Source organism: Micromonospora sp. NPDC049051 (genome assembly GCF_043197575.1).
Taxonomy (GTDB): domain Bacteria; phylum Actinomycetota; class Actinomycetes; order Mycobacteriales; family Micromonosporaceae; genus Micromonospora.
Genome location: NZ_JBICTL010000001.1, coordinates 829,772 through 849,521 on the forward strand (window position 1 = coordinate 829,772; position 19,750 = coordinate 849,521).

Sequence of the window (19,750 nt, forward strand, 5' to 3'; positions counted from 1 at the left end):
TTCCGCCCCTTACCGGTTAGGGTTGGCTAACCGGTTGTCGAACTCTGGGGAGGATATGTGCTGGTTCTGGTGGCGGTCCACGCACTCGCAGCCGTGATCGCCCCGGGACTGATACGTATCTGGGGCCGACGAGGTCTCTACCTGGTGGCGCTGGCCCCCGCGGCGACCCTGGTCTGGGCGCTGACCCGGACCGCGACGGTCCGCTCCGGCGACCCGGTCGTCGAGACGGTCACCTGGGTTCCCCAGCTCGGCCTGGAGATCGCCCTGCGGATGGGGACCCTGGCCTGGCTGATGGTGGTCCTGGTCGGCGGCGTCGGGGCGCTGGTGCTCGCCTACAGCGCCCGTTACTTCCGCTCCGACGATCCGGGCCTGGGTCGCTTCGCGGCGGTCTTCGTCGCCTTCGCCGGAGCGATGCTCGGCCTGGTGGTCTCCGACGACCTGCTGCTGCTGTACGTGTTCTGGGAGCTGACGACCGTCCTCTCCTACCTGCTGATCGGCAGCGACCCGACCAAGCGGGCCAGCCGGCGGGCGGCCATGCAGGCGCTGCTGGTGACCACCCTGGGTGGCCTGGCGATGCTCGCCGGGTTCGTCATGCTCGGGCAGCACGCCGGCACGTACCGCTGGTCGCAGATCGCCACCGACCTGCCCGGCGGCGGCTACCTGGCCGTGGCCCTGGTGCTGATCCTGCTCGGCGCGCTGAGCAAGTCGGCGATCTTCCCCTTCAGCTTCTGGCTGCCCGGCGCGATGGCCGCGCCCACCCCGGTCAGCGCCTACCTGCACGCCGCGGCGATGGTCAAAGCGGGTGTGTTCCTGGTCGCGCTGATGGGACCGGCCGTGGTCGGGGTCACACCGTGGCGGCCGATCCTGCTCGCCGGCGGGTTGATCACAATGTTCCTCGGCGGTTGGGCGGCGCTGCGGCAGGCCGACCTGAAGCTGCTGCTGGCCTACGGCACGGTCAGCCAGCTCGGCCTGCTGATGGTGGTCCTCGGCGCCGGCACCCGCGACACCGCGCTGGCCGGCGCGGCGATGGTGCTGGCCCACGCGCTGTTCAAGTCCACTCTGTTCCTCATCGTCGGGATCGTCGACCACACCGCCGGCACCCGCGACCTGCGCGAACTCAGCGGCCTGGGGCGGCGTGCCCCGGCGCTCGCGGCGGTCGCCGGCCTGGCGGCGGCCTCCATGGCCGGCCTCCCGCCGCTGGCGGGCTTCGTGGCCAAAGAGGCCGCGGTCGAGGCGTTCCTGCACGGCGGCACCGCCGACCTGGTGGTGCTCGCCGGCGTGGTGCTCGGCTCGGCGCTGACCGTTGCGTACACGCTGCGTTTCGTCTGGGGCGCGTTCGCCACCAAAGGCGACGTGCCCGCCACCCCGTCCAAGCCGGTCGGTCGGCTCTTCCTCGCGCCGGCCGTCGTGCTCGCCGCCGCCGGTCTGGCGGTGGGGCTCCTCGCGCCCGCCGTCGACAAGGTCCTCGCCCCGTACGCGGACCTGTACCCGAGCGTCGAGCCGGGCTACCACCTGGCGCTGTGGCACGGGCCGACCCTGGCCCTGGGGCTGTCGGCGCTGGCGGTCGCCGCCGGTGTGGGGCTGTTCCTCCTGCGGCACCGGGGCCGGCTGGGCCAGGCGGTCCGCCTGCCCTTCGACGGGGCCGCTGTCTACGACCGGCTCATCGGCGGGGTCGACCGGCTGGCGGTGGAGCTGACGGGTGCCACCCAGCGCGGATCCCTCCCGTTCTACCTCGGCGTCATCCTGGTGGTGTTGGTCGCCTTGCCGGGCGGGGCGCTGCTGGCCGGGTTTCCCTGGCCGCAGCGGTTCCAGCTGTGGGACACCCCGTTGCAGGCCGTCGCTGCCGCGGTGGTGATCGTGGCCGCCGTGGCCGCCGCCCGCGCCCGGCGTCGACTGGCCGCGATGATCCTCGTCGGCGTCGCCGGCTACGGCACCGCGCTGATGTTCATCCTGCACGGCGCCCCCGACCTGGCCCTGACCCAGTTCCTGGTGGAGACCGTCACGATCGTCATGTTCGTGCTGGTCCTGCGGCACCTGCCCGCCAAGTTCTCCGAGCGACCCATCCGGTCCAGCCGGCGCGGTCGCATCGCGCTCGGCGTCGCCGTGGGCGTGGTCACCGCTGGCATGGCGTACGTCGCGGCGGGCGCCCGGGTGGCCGTCCCGATCTCCGTCGACTTCCCCGACGAGGCCGTCTCCTACGGCGGCGGCAAGAACATCGTCAACGTGACCCTCGTCGACATCCGGGCCTGGGACACCATGGGCGAGATCGCCGTCCTGGTCGTGGCCGCCACCGGCGTGGCCAGCCTCATCTTCCGCCACTCCCGGGACCTCGACCTGCGCAAAGGCATCCCCGGCGCCGGCCGCACCGAGTCGGCACGGCCACGCTGGCTGACCACCGGCGCCACCACCCGCCAGCAGTCGGTCATCCTCCAGGTCGTCACCCGGCTGCTGTTCCACGCCATCGTGCTCTTCTCGATCTACCTGCTCTTCTCCGGGCACAACGCCCCCGGCGGCGGCTTCGCCGCCGGACTGGTGGCCGGGCTCGCGCTGGCCGTGCGCTACCTGGCCGGTGGGCGTACGGAGCTCAACGGGGCCGCCCCGGTCGACGCCGGCGCGGTGCTCGGCGCCGGGCTGTTCGTCGCGGTCGGCACGGGCGTCGCCGCGATGCTGCTGGGCGGGGAGTTCCTGCAGAGCGCCCTGCTCGACATCCACCTGCCGGTCCTCGGCCACGTCCACTTCGTCACGTCGGTCTTCTTCGACGTCGGGGTCTACCTCATCGTGGTCGGCCTGGTCCTGGACATCCTGCGCAGCCTGGGCGCGGAGATGGACCGCCAGCAGGAGACCGACCAGAACGAGACCGAACAGGCCGACGACCGGACGAAGGAGCTGGTGTGAACCCGAACCTGACCTACGTCCTCGTGGTGGGCGTGCTCTTCGCGACCGGGGTGACGCTACTGCTGGAGCGCAGCCTCACGCGGGTGCTGATGGGCGTCATCCTGCTCGGCAACGGCGCCAACCTCCTGCTGCTCACCGGCGGCAGGGCCGGCGGGCCGCCGATCGTCGGCACCACCGCCGAGGGGGAGATGAGCGACCCGCTGCCCCAGGCGATGGTGCTGACCGCGATCGTCATCACCCTCGGCATGACCGCGTTCCTGCTGGCCCTGGCGTACCGCAGCTGGCACCTCAACGGGCACGACGAGGTGCAGGACGACGTCGAGGACCGCCGCATCATGGAGCTGGCCGACCGGGACGAGGGACCGGGCACCGCCGACACCGACAGCGACACCGACAGCGACGGCGACGTCGCCCTGGTCACCGTGCCCGCCGACGACACCACGGCGAGCGCGACCACGGACGCGGGGAGGGGCCGATGACCTGGCTCGTACCCCTGCCGGTGGTGATGCCGCTGCTCGGCGCGGCCCTGACGCTGCTGCTCGTCGGCCGGCCCCGCGCCCAGCGCTGGGTCAGCCTCACCGTCCTCACCGCCACCGTCGCCGTGGCCGCCACGCTGCTGCTCCGCGCCTCCCTCGACGGGCCGCTGGTCGTCGAGGTCGGCGGCTGGGTCGCGCCGCTGGGCATCGTCCTGGTCGCCGACCAGCTCGCCGCGCTGATGCTCGTCGTCTCCGCCGCCGTCACCCTCTGCGTTCTGGTCTACTCGATCGGGCAGGGTACGGCCGACGGCAACGAGGAGACACCGCTGTCGGTCTACCACCCGACCTACCTCGTGCTGACCGCCGGCGTGTGCAACGCGTTCCTCTCCGGCGACCTGTTCAACCTCTACGTCGGCTTCGAGATCCTGCTGGTCGCCAGCTACGTGCTGCTGACGCTGGGCAGCACGGAGACCCGGATCCGGGCCGGCACCACGTACGTCGTGGTCAGCCTGCTGTCGTCGCTGATCTTCCTGATCGCGATCGGCCTGGTCTACGCGGCGACCGGCACCCTCAACCTGGCCCAGCTCGTCGACCGGCTCGACGCGCTGCCGGACGACATCCGGCTGGTGCTGCAGGGGATGCTGCTGCTCGCCTTCGGCATCAAGGCGGCCGTGTTCCCGCTGTCGGCCTGGCTGCCGGACAGCTACCCCACCGCACCGGCCCCGGTCACCGCGGTCTTCGCCGGCCTGCTCACCAAGGTCGGCGTGTACGCGATCATCCGCACCGAGACGCTGCTGTTCCCCGGCGGCCGCACCGCCGACCTGCTGCTGGTGGTGGCGGTGCTGACGATGGTCGTGGGCATCCTCGGCGCGGTCGCCCAGTCCGACGTCAAACGACTGCTGTCGTTCACCCTCATCAGCCACATCGGCTACATGCTCTTCGGCGTGGGCCTGAGCACCTCCCTCGGGCTGTCCGCGGCGATCTTCTACGTGGTGCACCACATCACCATCCAGACCACGCTGTTCCTCGCCGCCGGCCTGGTCGAACGCCGTGGCGGAAGCACCGCCCTGGACCGGCTCGGCGGGCTGGCCCGACTGTCGCCGCTGCTGGCCGTGCTGTTCTTCGTGCCCGCGCTCAACCTCGCCGGCATCCCACCGTTCTCCGGCTTCCTCGGCAAGCTCGGCCTCGTCCAGGCCGGCGTGGCCGACGGCAGCCCGCTGGCCTGGGCGCTCGTCGCCGGCGGGCTGCTCACCAGCCTGCTCACCCTCTACGCCATCGCCCGCGTGTGGAACCTGGCCTTCTGGCGCGCCCCGCACCCGGACATGCCCGACGCCAGCGACGCCGTGCGGGCCGCCCGTACCGGCGGCGCCGAGCAGCCGCGCCGGGCACCGGACCCCGAGGCGTCGGGCGCCGTGCTGCCCCGGCTGATGATCGGGGCGACCGCCGCGCTGGTGGTGCTCGGCCTGGCGCTGACGGTGGTGGCCGGGCCGCTGTTCGACATCAGCACCGACGCCGCCGACGACCTGCTGCGCCGGACCCCGTACGTCGAGGCCGTGTTCCCGGACGGTGCCCCGTGACCAGTGACCCGATGAGCCCGCCGAAGCCCGTCGCGCCGACGAACCCGCCGCTGACCCGCAGCGCCCGCCGACGCAACCGGATCATCGCCGTGACCGGGCTGACCATCGTCTGGGTGCTGCTGTGGGGCACCCTCTCCTGGGCCAACGTGCTCAGCGGGCTGGTGCTCTCCGTCCTGCTGCTGGCGGTCTTCCCGCTGCCGCCGGTGACCTTCGCCGGACGGATCCGCCCCGTGGCGCTCGCCCGGTTCTGGGTGCGTTTCCTGCGCGACCTCGTGGTCGCCTCCGCCCAGATCGCCTGGCTGGCGTTGTCGGGCAAACCCCCGCTCAGCGCGATCATCGCCGTGCCGCTGCGGGTCAACACCGACCTCAACCTCACGCTCACCGCGGAGGCGCTGTCGCTGGTGCCCGGCAGCCTCATCATCGAGGCCGACCGGACGACCGGCACCCTCTACGTACACGTCATCGGCGTCCGCAGCCGCGAGGAGGTCGAGCGCTTCCGGCAGGGCGTGCTGGACCTCGAAGCGCGGATCGTCGCCGCCATCGGCGCGCCCGACGAGCTGCGCCGCGTGACGCAACCCCACCTCGCCGGCCCGTCGGAGCCGGCCCACCCGGAAGGGGCACCCAGATGACCGTCGTCGCCGTGACCGTCGCCGCGCTGCTCGCCGTGGCCCTCGGACTGACCCTCGTCCGCATCATCCGCGGACCGTCCATCCTCGACCGGGCCGTCGGCACCGACGTCCTGCTCGCCGTCGTCGTCGCCGCCATCGCCACCGAGGCCGCCTACAGCCGGGACGCCACGGCGCTGCCCGTGCTGGTCGTCCTCGCCATCCTCGGCTTCGTCGGCTCGGTCGGCGTCGCCCGGTTCGCCGCCCGGAAGACCGAAAAGTGAGCCTCGACGCCGTCCTCGATGTCATCGCCGCGGTCTGCCTGCTCGCCGGCGCGCTGCTCTGCGTCGCCGCCGGGGCGGCGCTGGTGCGGTTCCCCGACCTGCTCGCCCGGATGCACGCGGCGGCCAAGCCCCAGGTGCTCGGCCTGCTGCTCGTCCTGCTCGGCTGCGCGCTGCGCCTGCGCACCGGCGTGGACATCACCACCCTCGTCCTCGTCGGGGCCTTCCAGCTCGCCACCGCGCCCGTCGCGGCGCACATGGTGGGCCGGGCGGGCTACCCGCACGACGAGATCCGTCGCGACCTGCTGATCACCGACGAACTCGCGCCCCACCTGGACCGGATCAGCTCCGGCCGGTCCTGACCGGCGCGTACCTGAACGGGCGACCGCCCCTCCGGTCAGCGACCGGAGGGGCGGTCCTGGCGTCACCCGCGCCGACCGGCGTGCCCCGCAGGGCCCGCCGCCGACAGGTCAGCCCCGACCGCGGGTCAGTGCGAACCTGTCGTCGACCTCACCGCGCAGGGTGGCGAGGTAGAGCGACTGGAGCCTCGGACCCGGGTCGCTGCCCAGTTCGCCGGCGAGCCTCGTGCGCAGACGGATGTACGACTGCAACGCCTCGGCGCTGCGGCCGGCGGCGCACAGCGCCCTCATCAGTTGTTCCGTCAGCGACTCGACCAGCGGATACTCCCCGGTCAGGGCGGTCAGCGGGCCGATGAGCTCCGCCGCGTGCCCGATGGCGAGCTCGTGACCGGCCCAGTCCACGGCCACGCCGATGTGCCGCTGCCGCCACTCCTGGCGCGTGCGGGCGGCCCAGTCGCCGGGCAGGCCGGCCAGGGGTTCGCCGCGCCAGAGGTGCAGGGCCTCCCGTAGCAGTGCGGCCCGTTCGTCGTGGTCGAGGTCCGGCCCGGCGGCCTTCGCGGTCAGCCGGTTGTGGCGGTGCACGTCCACCTGGTCCGGCTCGATGTGCAACGCGTAACCGCCCGAGCGGCGGAGCAGCTCGACGCCGTCGCACGCCGGGACCGAGTCCAGCAGCCGGCGGATCCTGCTGATCAGCACGTGGAGCGTGCGACGGGCGCCGTTCGGCGCGCGGTCCCACACCGCGTCGATCAACGTTTCGGTCATGACCGGACGGTTGGCGCTCAAGGCGAGCACCGCGAGGAGCAGCCGCTGCTGTGCGGGCCCCACATCCAGTTCCTGATCAGCAATGTCAACTTGCACCACACCCAGTAAGCGCAACAGCATGAAGCCCCCGTTCCATGCGCCCTGTCGAACTTTTTGATCGACAGTTAAGAATCTATATGCATCTCGTTCGGCCTCGCAAGGCACGGTGGATACACGACAGAAGTGATGTGTGGCGGCGGAGAGGCACGGGGGCGATCGACCGGGGTTCGTGGCAAGAAGCGCTGGTCAGATGCCCGACATGCGACATCTCCGACGAAATCGACGCACGAAACGGGGCGATTCTTGTGCAGTGCGAGCCGCAGTTGATGACGCGTTCCATTGTCAATGTCGCCGGGACGTACCATTTGCGGGCCATTCGTCGGCCTGCCGGATCGCCGATGCCGGCGCCCTGATTGATGGGTGCTCCGCCACGTATTCGCGGTCATTTTTCGACGATCATTCTGCTTCCCCTATACGCACCCGAATTCGATCGAGTGTGTCGCGCGATGATCAGGAGGCGCAGCGGGCATGACCACCACCGCAATCGTCACGACACCACGGACGCCGGCCGCTTCCCGGCTCGGCCTGAACTTCGACGTGGACAGCCTGCGTGCGGACCTCTCGCGGCTCACCGACCACCAGTGGAAGCACCAGCGCCGCTACGGAGGCACCGGCGAGGCGGCCACGGTGGACTGGCGTGTGCTGTCGCTACGCAGCGTCGGCGGTGACCGCGAGCGGACCGATCCGGGCGGCCCCGGCCTGCACGAATTCGCCGGCACCGCCTGGTTGGAGAGCGCGCCGTACCTCAAGCAGGTGCTGGAGAGCATTCCCGCGCAGTTGCGCAGCGCCCGGCTGATGGCGCTCGGACCGGGCGTGGACAGCGGGGAGCACAGCGACTACAAGTACGGGCCGCCCTGGGGTACGGCCCGGTTGCACGTTCCCATCACGACGACTCCGGGCGCGACCCTGCATCTTGAGGGCACGGCGCACCGGTGGCAACCGGGCACGCTGTGGTTCGGCGACTTCAGCCGGAGCCACCGGGTGCAGAACGAGGACGACGTGCCGCGCGTGCACCTCGTCATCGACACGCTCGTCTCCCGCCAACTACTGGAACTCTTCCCCGAGCAGGAGCGCCGGCTGTTCCTCGACGCCGCCCTCGTCAACCGGTGGCCGGTCGAGCTGAGCGACGCGGCGCTCTCGGCGTACCGGCTGCGCTGCGCCGTGCCGGCGTCGTTCCTGGACTGGACCGAGGAGGACGGCGACTTCCAGCGCCCCGGAGATCCGCGTCGGGACGTGACGCTCGACGTCCGTGACGGCCGCCTGGTGCTCGCCGTCGACGACGCGCCCACCATCGCGTTGGTGCCGCTCGGCAACGACGAGTTCCGCTTCACGGGTTGGACCGACGAACGGACCATCCGCGTCGAGCGGATCGACGGCCAGGCGTGCCTCGCCCTGCGCACAAGGACCGGCCCCGCCGTGCGGGAGCTCCGCGTCCTTGCGAGCGACCTCTGACCGAGGTCGTCCGACCACACCCGCGAGGAAGGAGACCATCATGCGCTACGCCTACTGAGATCGCAGGCCGGGCCCACGCTACGGCGTGGGCCCGGCGCCCGCCCGACCGAGGTGAGGAGCACGGATGATCGACTACGACCCCCTCTCGCCTGCCATGATCGCCGACCCGTACCCGTGCTACGCCGAGCTGCGGCGAGCCGGGCGCGTCCGGTACAGCGAGCGGCTCCGGTCGTGGCTGATCCCCGGGTACGACGACTGCCGGACGGTGTTGAGCGACCCGGCCCGGTTCGCGTGCGACTGGCGCCGGGTCGGCGAGGAGGCGCCGGACGCGGTCCTCAGCATGCAGGAGCTGGACCCGCCGGAGCACGGCCCGATCCGCCGGCTCTTCACCACCGTCTTCCGTCGCCAGGACCTGGCCGGCATCGGCGAGGCCACGTACGAGGCCAGCCGGGACATCATGCGGACGGTGGGCGAGTGGCCCCGGTTCGACGCCACCGCCGACCTCGCCCGGCCGGCCGCGCTCTTCGCAATCTGCCGGCTGCTGGGCGTACCCGAACCCAGGATCGAGACCTTCACGGCCCAGGTCGACGCGCTCAACCGTGGCATGGACGCCGGCCTGCTGCCGGAACTGCGGGAACCGGCGGTCGCGGCCCGCGCGGAGATCAACGAAATGATCGCCTCCTGGCACCGGGAGGCCGGCGGCACCGGCCTGCTGGCCGACGTCCTCGCCGGCGCAGTCGAGGCGGGCGTGTCGGAGCAGGCGGTCTGGAACACGGTCCGGGTGATGTTCCTGGCCGGGTTCAGCACCACCGTGGGCGCGGTGGTGAACGCGGTCCTCGCCCTGGTCGAGCGGCCCGACCTGGTCACCCCGCTGCGCCAGCCGGCCGTCCTCGACACCGCGGTGGACGAGTTCATGCGGTTCGACGGCCCGGTCCAGGGGACCAGCCGGGCCGTGGTGGTGGACACCGAGCTGGCGGGCGTCCGGCTGCGTCGGGGCGACACCGTGCTGATGCTGTTCGCCGCGGCCAACCGCGACGCGGCCCAGTTCGACCGGCCGGACGAGCTCGTGCTCGACCGCAGCCCGAACCGGCACCTGGGGATGGGCTGGGGAGCGCACGCCTGCACCGGCGCGATCCTCGCCCGGCTCATCATGCGGGCGATCCTGCGCAGTCTCGTCGAGTTGTCGGACCTGCCGGTGCCGGCCGGCACCCCGGCCCGTACGCCGCGGGCCACGTTGCGATACCCGGACCACCTCCCACTCGCCATTCCGTCCCACCGGAGGTCCTGACCCATGACCGCGCCGTCCTACCAGCCGCTCGACCCCCAGACGCTCGACGATCCGTACCCGGTCTTCCGCGCCATGCGCGAGCAGGGGCGTCCGGTGTGGAACGAGGCGCTGGACAGCTGGGTGCTCACCTCGTACGCGCACTGCCGGGCGGTGCTCAGCGACCCGGTCAGGTTCGCCGCCGACTTCCGGCGGGCCGGCGAGACCGTGGCCGACGTCGGGCTCGACGTGCACACCATCGACCCCCCGGAACACACGGCGATCTACTCGGTGCTGGCCAGCGTGATCAACAAGATGGTCACGCCGGAACTCTCGATCGACGTGCGGAGCAAGGTCGAGGCGATGGTCGACGACCTGCCGGCGGGCCCGGTGAACCTCATCGAGGAATTCACCGAACCGCTCGCCCGCTGGTTCATTCCGCGCGCCATCGGACTGCCGCCCTTCGACCTCGACGTCGTGGCACCGATCGCCGACGCGATCACCGCGGCGATGGACTCGGGCCTCAACCCGGCGGCCCGCGAGCCGGGCATCGCGGCGCAGGGCGCCCTGGCCGCGCTGATCGAGGAGTGGGTCGCCGACCTGCCAGCCGACCAACACCTCCCGATGCTCGTCAGGAAGGCGTCCGACGCGGGCGTTCCGCGGCACATCATCATGAACTCGATGCGTACGCTGGTGGTCAATGGCTTCACCGCGATTCCCGCGTCGCTCGGCAACGCGCTGCACGCGGTGGGGCAGCACCGGATCCGACTCGCCGAATGCACCCGGCCGGGCGATCTTCCGCGTACCGCGCACGAATTCTTCCGGTACGAGGCCGCCATTCAGGGCACGACGCGGCTCGCGGTCACCGACACCGACCTCTTCGGCGCGCCGGTCAAGCGTGGCCAGGGCGTATTGATGCTCTTCGCCGCTGCGAACCGGGACCCGGAGGTGTTCGCGAACCCCGACGGCATAACGCCTGATCGTTGGCCAAATCCGCACCTGGCATTCGGCTACGGCGCGCACGCGTGCACCGGATCGGTCCTCGCGGCGCTTCTGCTCCGAGAGGTACTCTCAGTCCTCGCTGACCGGAAGTTGATGGTGTGCCTCGATCGCCCGGGCGTACATAAGCGTCTCGCGACCGTGCGCACACTGGACACCCTGCGCGCGGAGTTGAAGGAATGACTGACAGCGGATATCGCACGGCCCTTCGCATTCCCGAGTTCCGCGCGGTCTTCGCGGCCCACACGGCCACGATGGCGGGCGCCGTGATGGCGAACTTCGCCCTCACGGTGCTCGTCTACACCCGAACGCAGTCACCGCTCCTGGCGGGAATCGTCTTCACCATCGTCCTGGCGCCCCATCTCATCGGCGGGACGTTCCTCTCGGCGGTGGTGGACCGGATTCCGGCCCGCCGACTGCTCGTCGGCTGCAATCTGGTCTCCGCCGCGCTGGCCGCGATCATGGCGACGACCGGCATGCCCATCGCGGCGCTGCTGGTGCTCGCGCTCGCACTCGGCATGGTGGAGACGGTCTTCATCGGAGCCCGGGCGGCGACCATGCCGGACGTGCTGCCCGGCGCCGCGTACGTGCCGGGTCGCAGCCTGATGCGGGTGGTCTCCCAGGGCGCGCAGACGGTCGGGTACGCGATCAGCGGCCTGCTGCTGACGGCGCTGAGCCCGGGGCAGGTGCTGCTGGTCAACTCCGGCTGCTTCGTCGTCTCGGCCCTGATCCTCCGCCTCGGTACGCGGGAACGGGGCGCGCCGGGCCGCGACTCCCAGCACTCGCTGCTGCGCGACTCCCTCTCCGGGCTCGGTCAGGTGATGCGGGTGCCGGAGCTGCGGGACATCCTGCTGCTGGGCTGGACGGTGCCGGCGCTGGCCGTGGTGCCGGAGGCGCTGGCGGTGCCGTACGCGGCCAGTCTCCAGGCCAGCACCCTCGTCGCCGGCCTGCTGATGTCCTCGATCCCGATCGGCACGCTGCTGGGCGAGATCGCCGCCAGCAACCTGCTCCCCGCCAGCTGGCAGGTCCGGCTGATCTACCCGGCGATCCTCGGCCTCTTCGTGCCTTTGTTGATCTTCATCGCGAAGCCGGTGGTCTGGCTGGCCATCCTGGCGCTGTTCATCTCCGGCACCTTCGCCTGGTTCCACCTCGGGCAGGACCGCCGGCTCCTCGACGCCGCGCCCAGGGAACTGCGGGCGCGGGCACTCAGCATCCAGTCGGCGGGACTCATGTTCTGGCAGGGCGTGGGGTTCGCGCTCGCCGGAGCGTTCGCCGAACTGCTGGCGCCGAACCTGGTCATCTTCCTGGCGGCGGTGGCCGGCATCGCGTTCGCCCTGTTCGTCGCGGTCGCTGCCCGGCGACGGCCGTCGGGACCGGCCCTCGTACCGAAGGTGGCGCACAGTGAACAGTGACCGTTGGGCCCGCCGCTACCTCGCCGCACACCTGACCATGCTCCGGTCCGCGCGGCACGCCCCGGACCGTGCGATCTTCCGGTCGAACGTCACCGGCCGGTGGCAGGTCTACGCGTACGACCGCACGACGGGCGGCCAGCGCCAGGTGACCGACCGGCCCGACGGCACCAGCCACGCCGAGTTGTCCGCCGACGGCGAGTGGATCTGGTGGTTCGACGATCTGGACGGCAACGAGTTCGGAGTCTGGCGCCGGCAGGCGTTCCACGGCGGCCCGGACGTCACCGCCGCCCCCGGCCTTCCGGCGGGCTACCCGGCCGGGATCGCGTTCGCGGGGAACGCCGCGGTGGTGGGACACACCACCGGGGGCGACGGAGCCGGCGCGGGCGGATCGGTGGTGCACCTGGTCGGCGCGGACGGCGCTGCCACGGTGGTCTACGCGCACGAGCGGGACACGCACGTGGCCGACGTGTCGGCGGACGGGGCGCTCATCGCCGTCGCGCACAGCGAGCACGGGGACAGCAGGCACCGTGCCCTGCGGGTCGTCAGGTCGGACGGCACGACGCTGGCCGATCTCTGGGACGGGCCCGGGCTCGGCCTCGGTGGCATGTGGGGCGGCCCCGAGAAGGGTTTTCCCGGCGTGTCCTTCGGGCCGCTGACCGGCGACACCCGGCTCCTCGTCCGGCACGAGCGACGCGACCGCGGGGAGCTGTTGATCTGGGACGCGGCCGACGGCACGGTCCGCGAGGTCCTGTTGGACCTGCCGGGCGAGGTGTCCGGCCGGTGGTACCCGGACGGCACCGCGCTGCTCGTGGCCCACGCCCACCATGCCCGCGACGAGCTCTACCGGTACGACCTCGGCCCCGGCACGTTGACCCGGCTGGACACCCCGCCGGGGGTCGTCCGCGGTGCGGAGGTGCGCCCGGACGGCACCGTGGAGTTCGCCTGGACCTCGGCGGCCACACCGCTGACCATCCGCTCCACCACGGGTGCCGTCGTGCTGAGCGCGCCGGGCCTGCCGGCGCCGGGCTCGGTGCCGCTGACCGACGCCTGGATCCCGGGCCCGGGCGGTCCGATCCACGCACTGATCTCACTGCCCGACGGCGCGAGCCGGCCGCTGCCCTGCGTGTTCGAGGTGCACGGCGGTCCCATCGGGTACGACGACGACGCGTTCGACCCCTCGGTGGCCGCCTGGGTGGATCAGGGCTACGCGGTCATCCAGGTGAACTACCGCGGATCCACCGGATACGGCCTGGAGTGGCGGAACGCCATCGAGGACGATCCCGGCCTGACCGAACTCGCCGACATCAAGTGCGTACGGGACTGGGCTGTGGCCGAGGGACTGGCGGATCCGGGCAGCCTCGTGCTCACCGGACGGTCCTGGGGCGGATACCTGACCCTGCTCGGCATCGGCCGCCATCCCGACGACTGGACGGTGGCGGTCAGCGCCATGCCGGTCGCCGACTACGTGGCCGCGTACGAGGACGAGATGTCCGCGCTCCAGGCGTTCGACCGTTCGCTCTTCGGCGGGTCGCCGGACGAGGTGCCGGACCGGTACCGCAAGGCCTCGCCGATCACGTACGTCGACGCGGTCACCACCCCGCTGTTGGTCATCGCCGGCGAGAACGATCCACGGTGCCCCATCCGCCAGGTGGAGAACTACGTGCGGCGGATCGAGGCACGCGGCGGCGAGGTGGCCTTCTACCGGTACGACGCCGGCCACGGCTCGCTGGTCATGACCGAGTCGATCGCACAGAAGCGGACCGCACTGGAGTTCGTGGCCGAGCAGCTCGCCCGTGCCTCCGACCGGCGTACGAGGGGCAGCGAAGGGGGGCGGCGCCCGGCCGCGTCCCCGCCGCCCGTCAGGACCGCCGGGTAGGGGCCGGGCCGGGCGCCGACCTCCAGCGCCGTGACCTGGGGCGCAACCCGTCCACCCCAGGTCGCAAAGCATCGATGTATTTGCATGTCTTGGTTGTCTTCGTGTATGAAGACTCAAAGCACGTCGGGTGCTGGTTCCTCGGGAGGAGCGACGATGAAACTTGCCCTGCGCCGCCTTCGAACGGCTGCGGTCGCGCTCGGCGCCTGCACGCTCGGGCTGAGTCTGCTGTCCGCACCGGCCGCCGAGGCGTACGCGGTCACGCCCCTCGCGCCGCAATCCGAGCGGGCGCCCGAGTCGGAGCAGTTCCAGGCGGAGGGCGTCACCACCGTCGGTGAACTGCGTACCGTCGAAAGCTCGCTCTCCTCCGCCAGCGACGGCCGGACGCAGATCATCCGGCACCCCGGCGCGTCGTACGTGAAGGTGCACTTCAGCTCGCTGCGACTCGCCCACGGCGACTACGTCACGGTGGCGAGCCCCGACGGCCGGGAGACCCACCGGTACGACCGCTACCTGAACCGGGCGACCGGCTCGGACTACACCACCGACGGCCAGCCGGGCTTCTGGGCGATGTCGGTCGAGGGCGACACAGCGGTGGTGACGCTGCACAGCAGCCGTGCCTCCCGCGGCAACGTCGCGACCATCGACCGGTTCTGGCGCGGCTACGACCGCGCGGAGATCTCGCAGCACAACTTCTCCACGCAGTCCGTCTGCAGCACCGACGCCCGCCGCGACGTCGTCTGCTACCAGAGCAGCCACCCCACCGAGTACGCCCGCGGCCGGGCGGTCGCGCGGCTGCTGATCAGCGGCGGTGGGATGTGCACCACCTGGCGGGTCGGCAACACCAACCGGATGCTGACCAACAAGCACTGCTTCTCCACCCAGGCCGCCGTCAGCGGCAGCGAGATGCAGTTCAACTACCAGTGCGCCACCTGCGGCGGTGCGAACCCCGGCGCCGGCACCAAGGTGAGCGGGGCGACCCTCTACGCGGTGAGCAGCGGCGGGTCCAGCGAGCTGGACTACACCCTGTACTCGGTGAACAACTTCGCCAACATCCAGAGCTTCGGCACGCTGTACCTGGCGACGACCGCCACCACCACCGGCACCCGGATGTACATCCCCGGCCACGGTGACGGCAGCCCGAAGCGTCTCTCGATCTTCGAGGACACCCAGAACGGCACCACCTGCACCGTCAAGAACGCGAACTACAACAGCTGGAACATCAGCTACAGCTGCGACACCTCCGGCGGCAACTCGGGCTCGCCCGTGCTGAACGCCAGCCACCGGGTCATCGCCCTGCACCACCTCGGCGGTTGCCCGTCGAACCAGGGCGCGAAGGCCCACCTCATCTACAACCAGATCGCCAGCCTGATCGACAACAACGGCTGACGACCGACTGACGAAGGACGGGCCGCCGGGCGCGATGAGCGTCCCGGCGGCCCATCGGCGTCCCGCGACGCCCCGGCCAGCCCGGGGCCGCTCGCCGGCGAGGCTTCATGCGGCACTCGGGTCGCCCGGCTGACGCGCATCGCGCCAGAATGCGTGCGCAGGAGCCGGGCAGTGAAGGAGTAGCCGAATGGCCGACGACGACCTCTCGGCGGCACCGCAGCCCCTGCCCGGGACGGAGCAGGTCCGCCTGGCGGTCTATCACGGGTTCGCCCGCACCGGAAACGCCCCGGATCTGCCGGAACTCGCCGCACGAACCGGACTGACCCCCGAGCGGGTACGCCGGGAGCTGCGAGCCCTGCACGAGCGGCGCGACCTGGCCCTCGACCCGCGCGACGGCGACCGGGTGCTGATGGCCCACCCCTTCGCGTCCGTGCCACTCGGCTTCTCCGTCATGGGTACGCGCACGTTGTGGTGGGGCGGCTGCGCCTGGGACTCGTTCGCCATGCCCCACCTGCTGCGGGACGAGCCCGACGTCCTGGTCGCCACCCGCTGCCCGAACTGCGACACGCCCCACGCCTGGGCGGTCGGCCGCGACGCACCCCCGCCCGGTGACCAGATGGCCCACTTCCTCATTCCCATGCGGCACGCCTGGGACGACGTCGTGCACACCTGCGGCCACCAGCGCCTGTTCTGCTCCACCGACTGCGTGCACGGTTGGCTGCGCAGGACCGGTCAGGAGCAGGGCTACGTCATGGATCTGGGCACCCTGTGGCATCTGGCCCGCGACTGGTACACCGGCCGCCTGGAACCCGGCTACACCCGACGGGACCTCAGCGCTGCCACCGCCTACTTCGCCCAGGTCGGCCTGCGCGGCTCCTTCTGGGGCCTGCCCGACTGATGTCCTTTCGGAGGGAAGGTGGCCGATCGCGGGGGCTGCCCTCCGCCACTGCCGTTTGCGCCCAGCGGCAACGGGAAGCCCACGGGGGCACGGGTACGGGGAAACCGCCCGCGCCACCGAGGGAGGCAGACATGGGGAATCAGGAACGCCTGCACGACCTGCGTCAGCAGGCCCACGATGCGGGCATCGAGGGCAACTCCAAGATGACCGAGGCGCAGCTGCGTGAGGCGCTGCGCAAGGTCGGCAAGGGTGAGCAACCCCAGATGGCCAAGCACGAAGCCAAGCGCTGACGGACCCGGGCGGTGCCGGCCACAGTACGCCGGCACCGCCGGCTGTCGTCGGCTGACGGTGGTCAGCAGGTCCCGGCACGCCCGCTCGCAGGCCCGGCGCAAGCCGTACGTCCTGTCCCACACCCGGATCGACGCGGGCCCGGTCCTGCCGGGTGTCGGCCCCCGGTCAGTCGGCGACGACGAGCGCCTGGGGTGCGGCGGCCTTCATCCGCGTGCGCAGCCACTTGAGCTGGATCGCCGTCTCGCCCTCGCAGCGCCGGACGACCGCGAGCAGGTCCTCGTCGCGGGCGCCGTAGGCGGCCTGGCCCACGACGGTCCAGGCGATGTCGCACTCGGCGGCCATCAGGTAGAGGTCCTGGAGGTCGCGGAGCAGACCGATGCCACCGGTACGGGTGCCGGTGAACAGTTGCGAGTGCAGCCGGTCGGGCTCGGCGGGGGCGTCCTCGGAGTAGCGAACGGCGAACGGCTGTAGTTGTCCGGCGTGCGCGTCGCAACGCTTCGCCTGCTGCTGGCAGAGGTGCTGGATGTCGGGTTCCTCCGCGTGCGCGTCGGCGACCTGCCGGAACGCCTCGGCGAGGTTGACCTGGGCGCGGTGCAGCAGGCCGAGATAGTGGGCGAGGTGCACGGCTCACTCCCTCCCGCTGGTGGCCTGGGCAGCCGGACCGCCGACGGTCGGCGGGACGTCGGCATCCGGGGGCGGCGCGCTGCCGCCCACGGTGGGGGCCGGTGCGGGTACGCCACCGCTGTCGGCAAGCTTCGTCACCGCGACGGCGGCGACCTTGAAGAGGGGCTGCTTGGAGACCGGGTCCCACGCGGTGACGGTCAGCTCGTTCGCGGCCCGGGGCGTACGGTCGGCCGGATCCTGGTCGAAATAGCCGTAGTGGAACGGCACGAACACGACGCCTGGACGGATGCCGCAGAGCCGGGCGCGGGCCTGGACTTCGCCGCGCGGGGACGAGACACCGACCAGGTCGCCCTCGGCGATGCCGAGCCGGGCCGCGTCGTCCGGGTTGAACTCCACCCACACCTCCGGCGCGGCCTGGTTGAGCTGCGGGGCGCGGCCGGTCTTGGTGCGGGTGTGGAACTGGTAGACGGTACGGCCGGTGGTGAGCAGCATCGGATGCTCGTCGTCGGGCACCTCGGGGGAGGGCTGGTAGTCGACGGCGTGCAGGAACGCCCGCCCGCGCGGCTCCTTCGCGCGGTACTCGGATTCGATGAACTCCGCGCCGGTGGCGAGATCGTGGCCGTACGTCTCGCAGTGGTCCGGGTCGGTGTTGAAGTGCCCGTCGGTGTAGAGGCGCTCCGTGCCGTCGGGGTGCTCGTCGGTGCAGGGCCACTGGATGCCGGAGCCGCCGCGCAGCTTCTCGTAGGTGATGCCGGTGTAGTCGCACGGCCGCCCGCGGCTGCACTCCTTCCACGCCTCGAACACCTCCTCCGGCCCGGTCCACCGAATGAGCGGCTGGCCGTCCTTGTCGCGGAAGTCCATCCGCCGGGCGTAGTCGAGGAAGATGTCCAGGTCGGGTCTCGCCTCGCCGGGTGGGTCGACGGCCTTGTCGGAGATGTGCACCGTGCGGTCGACGCTGGTGAAGGTGCCGGTCTTCTCCCCCCACGTGGCACCAGGCAGCACCACGTCGGCCAGCTCGGCGGTCTCGGTCAGGAAGAGGTCCTGGACCACCACGAACAGCTCCGGCTTCGCCAGGATGCGCCGGATGCGGGCCAGCTCGGGCAGGGAAACCGCCGGGTTGGTGGCGGAGATCCAGAGCAGCTTGATCGAGCCCTGCTCGGCGTACCGGAAGATCTGCATGGCGTGCGTCGGCGGCGCCCAGTGCGGGATGGTGTCGACCTCGACGTTCCAGAGCCGGGCCAGCTCGGCGATGTGCGCGGTGTTCTCCCAGTTGCGCAGGCCGGGCAGGTCGCCGTCGGCGCCGGTCTCGCGGGTGTTCTGCGCGGTGGGCTGGCCGTTCATCTGGTAGATCCCGGCGCCCGGGCGGCCGATCATCCCCCGGACCAGGTGCAGGTTGTTGACGCCGCACGCGGCGGCGGTGGCCTGGTTGGACTGGTAGAAGCCCTGCAACACGGTCGACAGCAGCCGCTGCGAGGTGCCGAGCAGTTCGGCGGCGCGCTCCACGTCGGCCGCCGGCACGTCGCAGATGTCGGCGACCCGGCGCGGCGGATAGCCGTCGACGATCCGGCACAACTCCTCGAAGCCCAGGGTGTGCGCGTCGACGTAGTCGCGGTCGTACCAGCCCCGCCGGATGACCTCGCGGAGCAGGCCGTTCATCAACGCCATGTTGGTGCCGTTGCGCACGGCCAGGTGCAGGTCGGCCTCCCGGGCGACCGGGGTCGCCCGGGGGTCGACGGCGAGCATCGCCGGCGGGTTGGGGCCGCGCCGCCGGTCCAGCATCCGCATCCACAGCACCGTTTGCGTCTCGGCCACGTTGTGACCCCACAACGCGATCGCGTCGCAGTGATCCACGTCGGTGTACGACCCGGGCTGTCCGTCGGTGCCGAAGCTCGCCTTCAGCGCCGCCGCAGCCGTCGCGGTGCACAGCCGGGTGTTGCCGTCCATGTGCGGGGTGCCCAGCCCGGCCTTGCCGATCACGCCGAGCGTGTAGTACTCCTCCAGGAACAACTGGCCCGTGGTGTAGAAGCCGAAGTGCCCCCACCCGCCCGGTCCGCCGAGCAGCTCCTTCGACCGGGTCACGATCCGGCCCATCGCGGTGTCCCAGTCCGTCTCGACCAGGCGGTCACCGTCGCGGACGAGCGGTCGGGTCAGCCGGTCCGGGCTGTGGTTGGCCTGCCAGCCGTAGAGATCCTTCGGATCGAGCCGGCCCCGGTTGATCCGGTCGACCGCCCGGCCCCGGACCCCGACGATCCGCCCCTCGGCGACCGCGATGTCCAGCGCGTCGCCGTTGGAGTGCAGCACCGACGCCGACTGCACCCAGCGGTCCACGTCCGCCTCGGTGCGGTCACCGTCGAGAAACCGGTCCACCCGCACCGGCCACTCCTGACCCGGCCCGTACGGGGTCCGCTCACCCCACGGGTCGGCTATCCGGTCAACCACGACGCGCTCCTTCCGACGACTGGTCGGGTGCCGCCAGCCGCTCGGTCAACTCGAC

At 71.6% G+C, this 19,750-nt stretch carries 17 protein-coding genes; 14 read left to right on the forward strand and 3 right to left on the reverse strand.

Features of this window, described 5'->3' with window-relative positions:
* Nucleotides 1-57 precede the first annotated feature (57 nt).
* From ACGFIR_RS04015 to mnhG, 6 genes are read left to right on the forward strand one after another with little or no spacing between them, the layout of a single operon-like run.
* Nucleotides 58-2,895 carry a Na+/H+ antiporter subunit A gene (locus ACGFIR_RS04015; RefSeq protein WP_393143084.1) on the forward strand — a complete coding sequence of 946 codons (2,838 nt, stop codon included), beginning with the start codon at nt 58-60 and terminating at the stop codon, nt 2,893-2,895.
* Nucleotides 2,892-3,374, forward strand: a complete 483-nt coding sequence (locus ACGFIR_RS04020) for a Na(+)/H(+) antiporter subunit C (RefSeq protein WP_393143085.1) — start codon at nt 2,892-2,894, stop codon at nt 3,372-3,374. The genes ACGFIR_RS04015 and ACGFIR_RS04020 overlap by 4 nt, the downstream gene beginning before the upstream one ends.
* Entirely contained in the window at nt 3,371-4,948 is a 1,578-nt protein-coding gene (locus ACGFIR_RS04025; RefSeq protein ID WP_393143087.1) for a Na+/H+ antiporter subunit D, read from the forward strand. The genes ACGFIR_RS04020 and ACGFIR_RS04025 overlap by 4 nt, the downstream gene beginning before the upstream one ends.
* A complete protein-coding gene (locus ACGFIR_RS04030; protein ID WP_393143089.1) occupies nt 4,945-5,577 on the forward strand; it encodes a Na+/H+ antiporter subunit E in 633 nt (210 codons plus the stop codon). The genes ACGFIR_RS04025 and ACGFIR_RS04030 overlap by 4 nt, the downstream gene beginning before the upstream one ends.
* Nucleotides 5,574-5,837, forward strand: a complete 264-nt coding sequence (locus ACGFIR_RS04035; protein ID WP_393000544.1) for a monovalent cation/H+ antiporter complex subunit F — start codon at nt 5,574-5,576, stop codon at nt 5,835-5,837. The genes ACGFIR_RS04030 and ACGFIR_RS04035 overlap by 4 nt, the downstream gene beginning before the upstream one ends.
* Complete coding sequence (mnhG, locus tag ACGFIR_RS04040; RefSeq protein WP_393000542.1) at nt 5,834-6,196, forward strand: monovalent cation/H(+) antiporter subunit G; 363 nt, start codon at nt 5,834-5,836, stop codon at nt 6,194-6,196. Before ACGFIR_RS04035 ends, mnhG begins: the two co-directional genes overlap by 4 nt.
* Before the next feature lie 108 nt (nt 6,197-6,304).
* Here mnhG and ACGFIR_RS04045 read toward each other — a convergent pair whose 3' ends face one another.
* The gene (locus ACGFIR_RS04045) at nt 6,305-7,075 is read right to left on the reverse strand and encodes a BTAD domain-containing putative transcriptional regulator (RefSeq protein WP_393143091.1); all 771 of its coding nucleotides are present in this window, start codon (nt 7,073-7,075) and stop codon (nt 6,305-6,307) included.
* A gap of 447 nt (nt 7,076-7,522) precedes the next feature.
* On the opposite strand from ACGFIR_RS04045, the gene ACGFIR_RS04050 reads away from it, so the two are divergent.
* From ACGFIR_RS04050 to ACGFIR_RS04085, 8 genes are all read left to right on the forward strand, one after another.
* Nucleotides 7,523-8,506, forward strand: a complete 984-nt coding sequence (locus ACGFIR_RS04050; protein ID WP_393143093.1) for an aspartyl/asparaginyl beta-hydroxylase domain-containing protein — start codon at nt 7,523-7,525, stop codon at nt 8,504-8,506.
* A gap of 124 nt (nt 8,507-8,630) precedes the next feature.
* Nucleotides 8,631-9,794, forward strand: a complete 1,164-nt coding sequence (locus ACGFIR_RS04055) for a cytochrome P450 (RefSeq protein WP_393143095.1) — start codon at nt 8,631-8,633, stop codon at nt 9,792-9,794.
* A gap of 3 nt (nt 9,795-9,797) precedes the next feature.
* Nucleotides 9,798-10,952: a cytochrome P450 gene (locus ACGFIR_RS04060; RefSeq protein WP_393143097.1), complete on the forward strand. Its 1,155-nt coding sequence runs from the start codon at nt 9,798-9,800 to the stop codon at nt 10,950-10,952.
* Nucleotides 10,949-12,181 (forward strand): MFS transporter, encoded by a 1,233-nt coding sequence (locus ACGFIR_RS04065; RefSeq protein ID WP_393143099.1) that lies wholly within the window; start codon nt 10,949-10,951, stop codon nt 12,179-12,181. Before ACGFIR_RS04060 ends, ACGFIR_RS04065 begins: the two co-directional genes overlap by 4 nt.
* Nucleotides 12,171-14,057, forward strand: a complete 1,887-nt coding sequence (locus ACGFIR_RS04070; protein ID WP_393143101.1) for a prolyl oligopeptidase family serine peptidase — start codon at nt 12,171-12,173, stop codon at nt 14,055-14,057. Before ACGFIR_RS04065 ends, ACGFIR_RS04070 begins: the two co-directional genes overlap by 11 nt.
* Nucleotides 14,058-14,210: 153 nt before the next feature.
* Nucleotides 14,211-15,443, forward strand: coding sequence for a trypsin-like serine peptidase (locus tag ACGFIR_RS04075; protein ID WP_393143103.1), 1,233 nt, complete (start codon nt 14,211-14,213; stop codon nt 15,441-15,443).
* A gap of 187 nt (nt 15,444-15,630) precedes the next feature.
* Complete coding sequence (gene merB, locus ACGFIR_RS04080) at nt 15,631-16,341, forward strand: organomercurial lyase (protein ID WP_393000526.1); 711 nt, start codon at nt 15,631-15,633, stop codon at nt 16,339-16,341.
* 131 nt (nt 16,342-16,472) lie between these two features.
* Nucleotides 16,473-16,631, forward strand: coding sequence for a hypothetical protein (locus ACGFIR_RS04085; RefSeq protein ID WP_393000524.1), 159 nt, complete (start codon nt 16,473-16,475; stop codon nt 16,629-16,631).
* A gap of 166 nt (nt 16,632-16,797) precedes the next feature.
* Here the strand turns inward: ACGFIR_RS04085 and ACGFIR_RS04090 are convergent, their stop codons facing one another.
* Complete coding sequence (locus ACGFIR_RS04090) at nt 16,798-17,256, reverse strand: hypothetical protein (RefSeq protein ID WP_393143105.1); 459 nt, start codon at nt 17,254-17,256, stop codon at nt 16,798-16,800.
* Between the two features lie 3 nt (nt 17,257-17,259).
* Entirely contained in the window at nt 17,260-19,695 is a 2,436-nt protein-coding gene (locus tag ACGFIR_RS04095; protein ID WP_393143107.1) for a molybdopterin oxidoreductase family protein, read from the reverse strand.
* Nucleotides 19,696-19,750: the final 55 nt, after the last annotated feature.

What these genes read in the sequence shown, in the direction of transcription:
- ACGFIR_RS04025 (WP_393143087.1), top strand. Translation starts at nt 3,371, where the DNA reads ATGACCTGGCTCGTACCCCTGCCGGTGGTGATGCCGCTGCTCGGCGCG.
- ACGFIR_RS04035 (WP_393000544.1), top strand. Translation starts at nt 5,574, where the DNA reads ATGACCGTCGTCGCCGTGACCGTCGCCGCGCTGCTCGCCGTGGCCCTC.
- ACGFIR_RS04045 (WP_393143091.1), bottom strand. Translation starts at nt 7,075, where the DNA reads ATGCTGTTGCGCTTACTGGGTGTGGTGCAAGTTGACATTGCTGATCAG.
- ACGFIR_RS04050 (WP_393143093.1), top strand. Translation starts at nt 7,523, where the DNA reads ATGACCACCACCGCAATCGTCACGACACCACGGACGCCGGCCGCTTCC.
- ACGFIR_RS04055 (WP_393143095.1), top strand. Translation starts at nt 8,631, where the DNA reads ATGATCGACTACGACCCCCTCTCGCCTGCCATGATCGCCGACCCGTAC.
- ACGFIR_RS04060 (WP_393143097.1), top strand. Translation starts at nt 9,798, where the DNA reads ATGACCGCGCCGTCCTACCAGCCGCTCGACCCCCAGACGCTCGACGAT.
- ACGFIR_RS04065 (WP_393143099.1), top strand. Translation starts at nt 10,949, where the DNA reads ATGACTGACAGCGGATATCGCACGGCCCTTCGCATTCCCGAGTTCCGC.
- ACGFIR_RS04075 (WP_393143103.1), top strand. Translation starts at nt 14,211, where the DNA reads ATGAAACTTGCCCTGCGCCGCCTTCGAACGGCTGCGGTCGCGCTCGGC.
- merB (WP_393000526.1), top strand. Translation starts at nt 15,631, where the DNA reads ATGGCCGACGACGACCTCTCGGCGGCACCGCAGCCCCTGCCCGGGACG.
- ACGFIR_RS04085 (WP_393000524.1), top strand. Translation starts at nt 16,473, where the DNA reads ATGGGGAATCAGGAACGCCTGCACGACCTGCGTCAGCAGGCCCACGAT.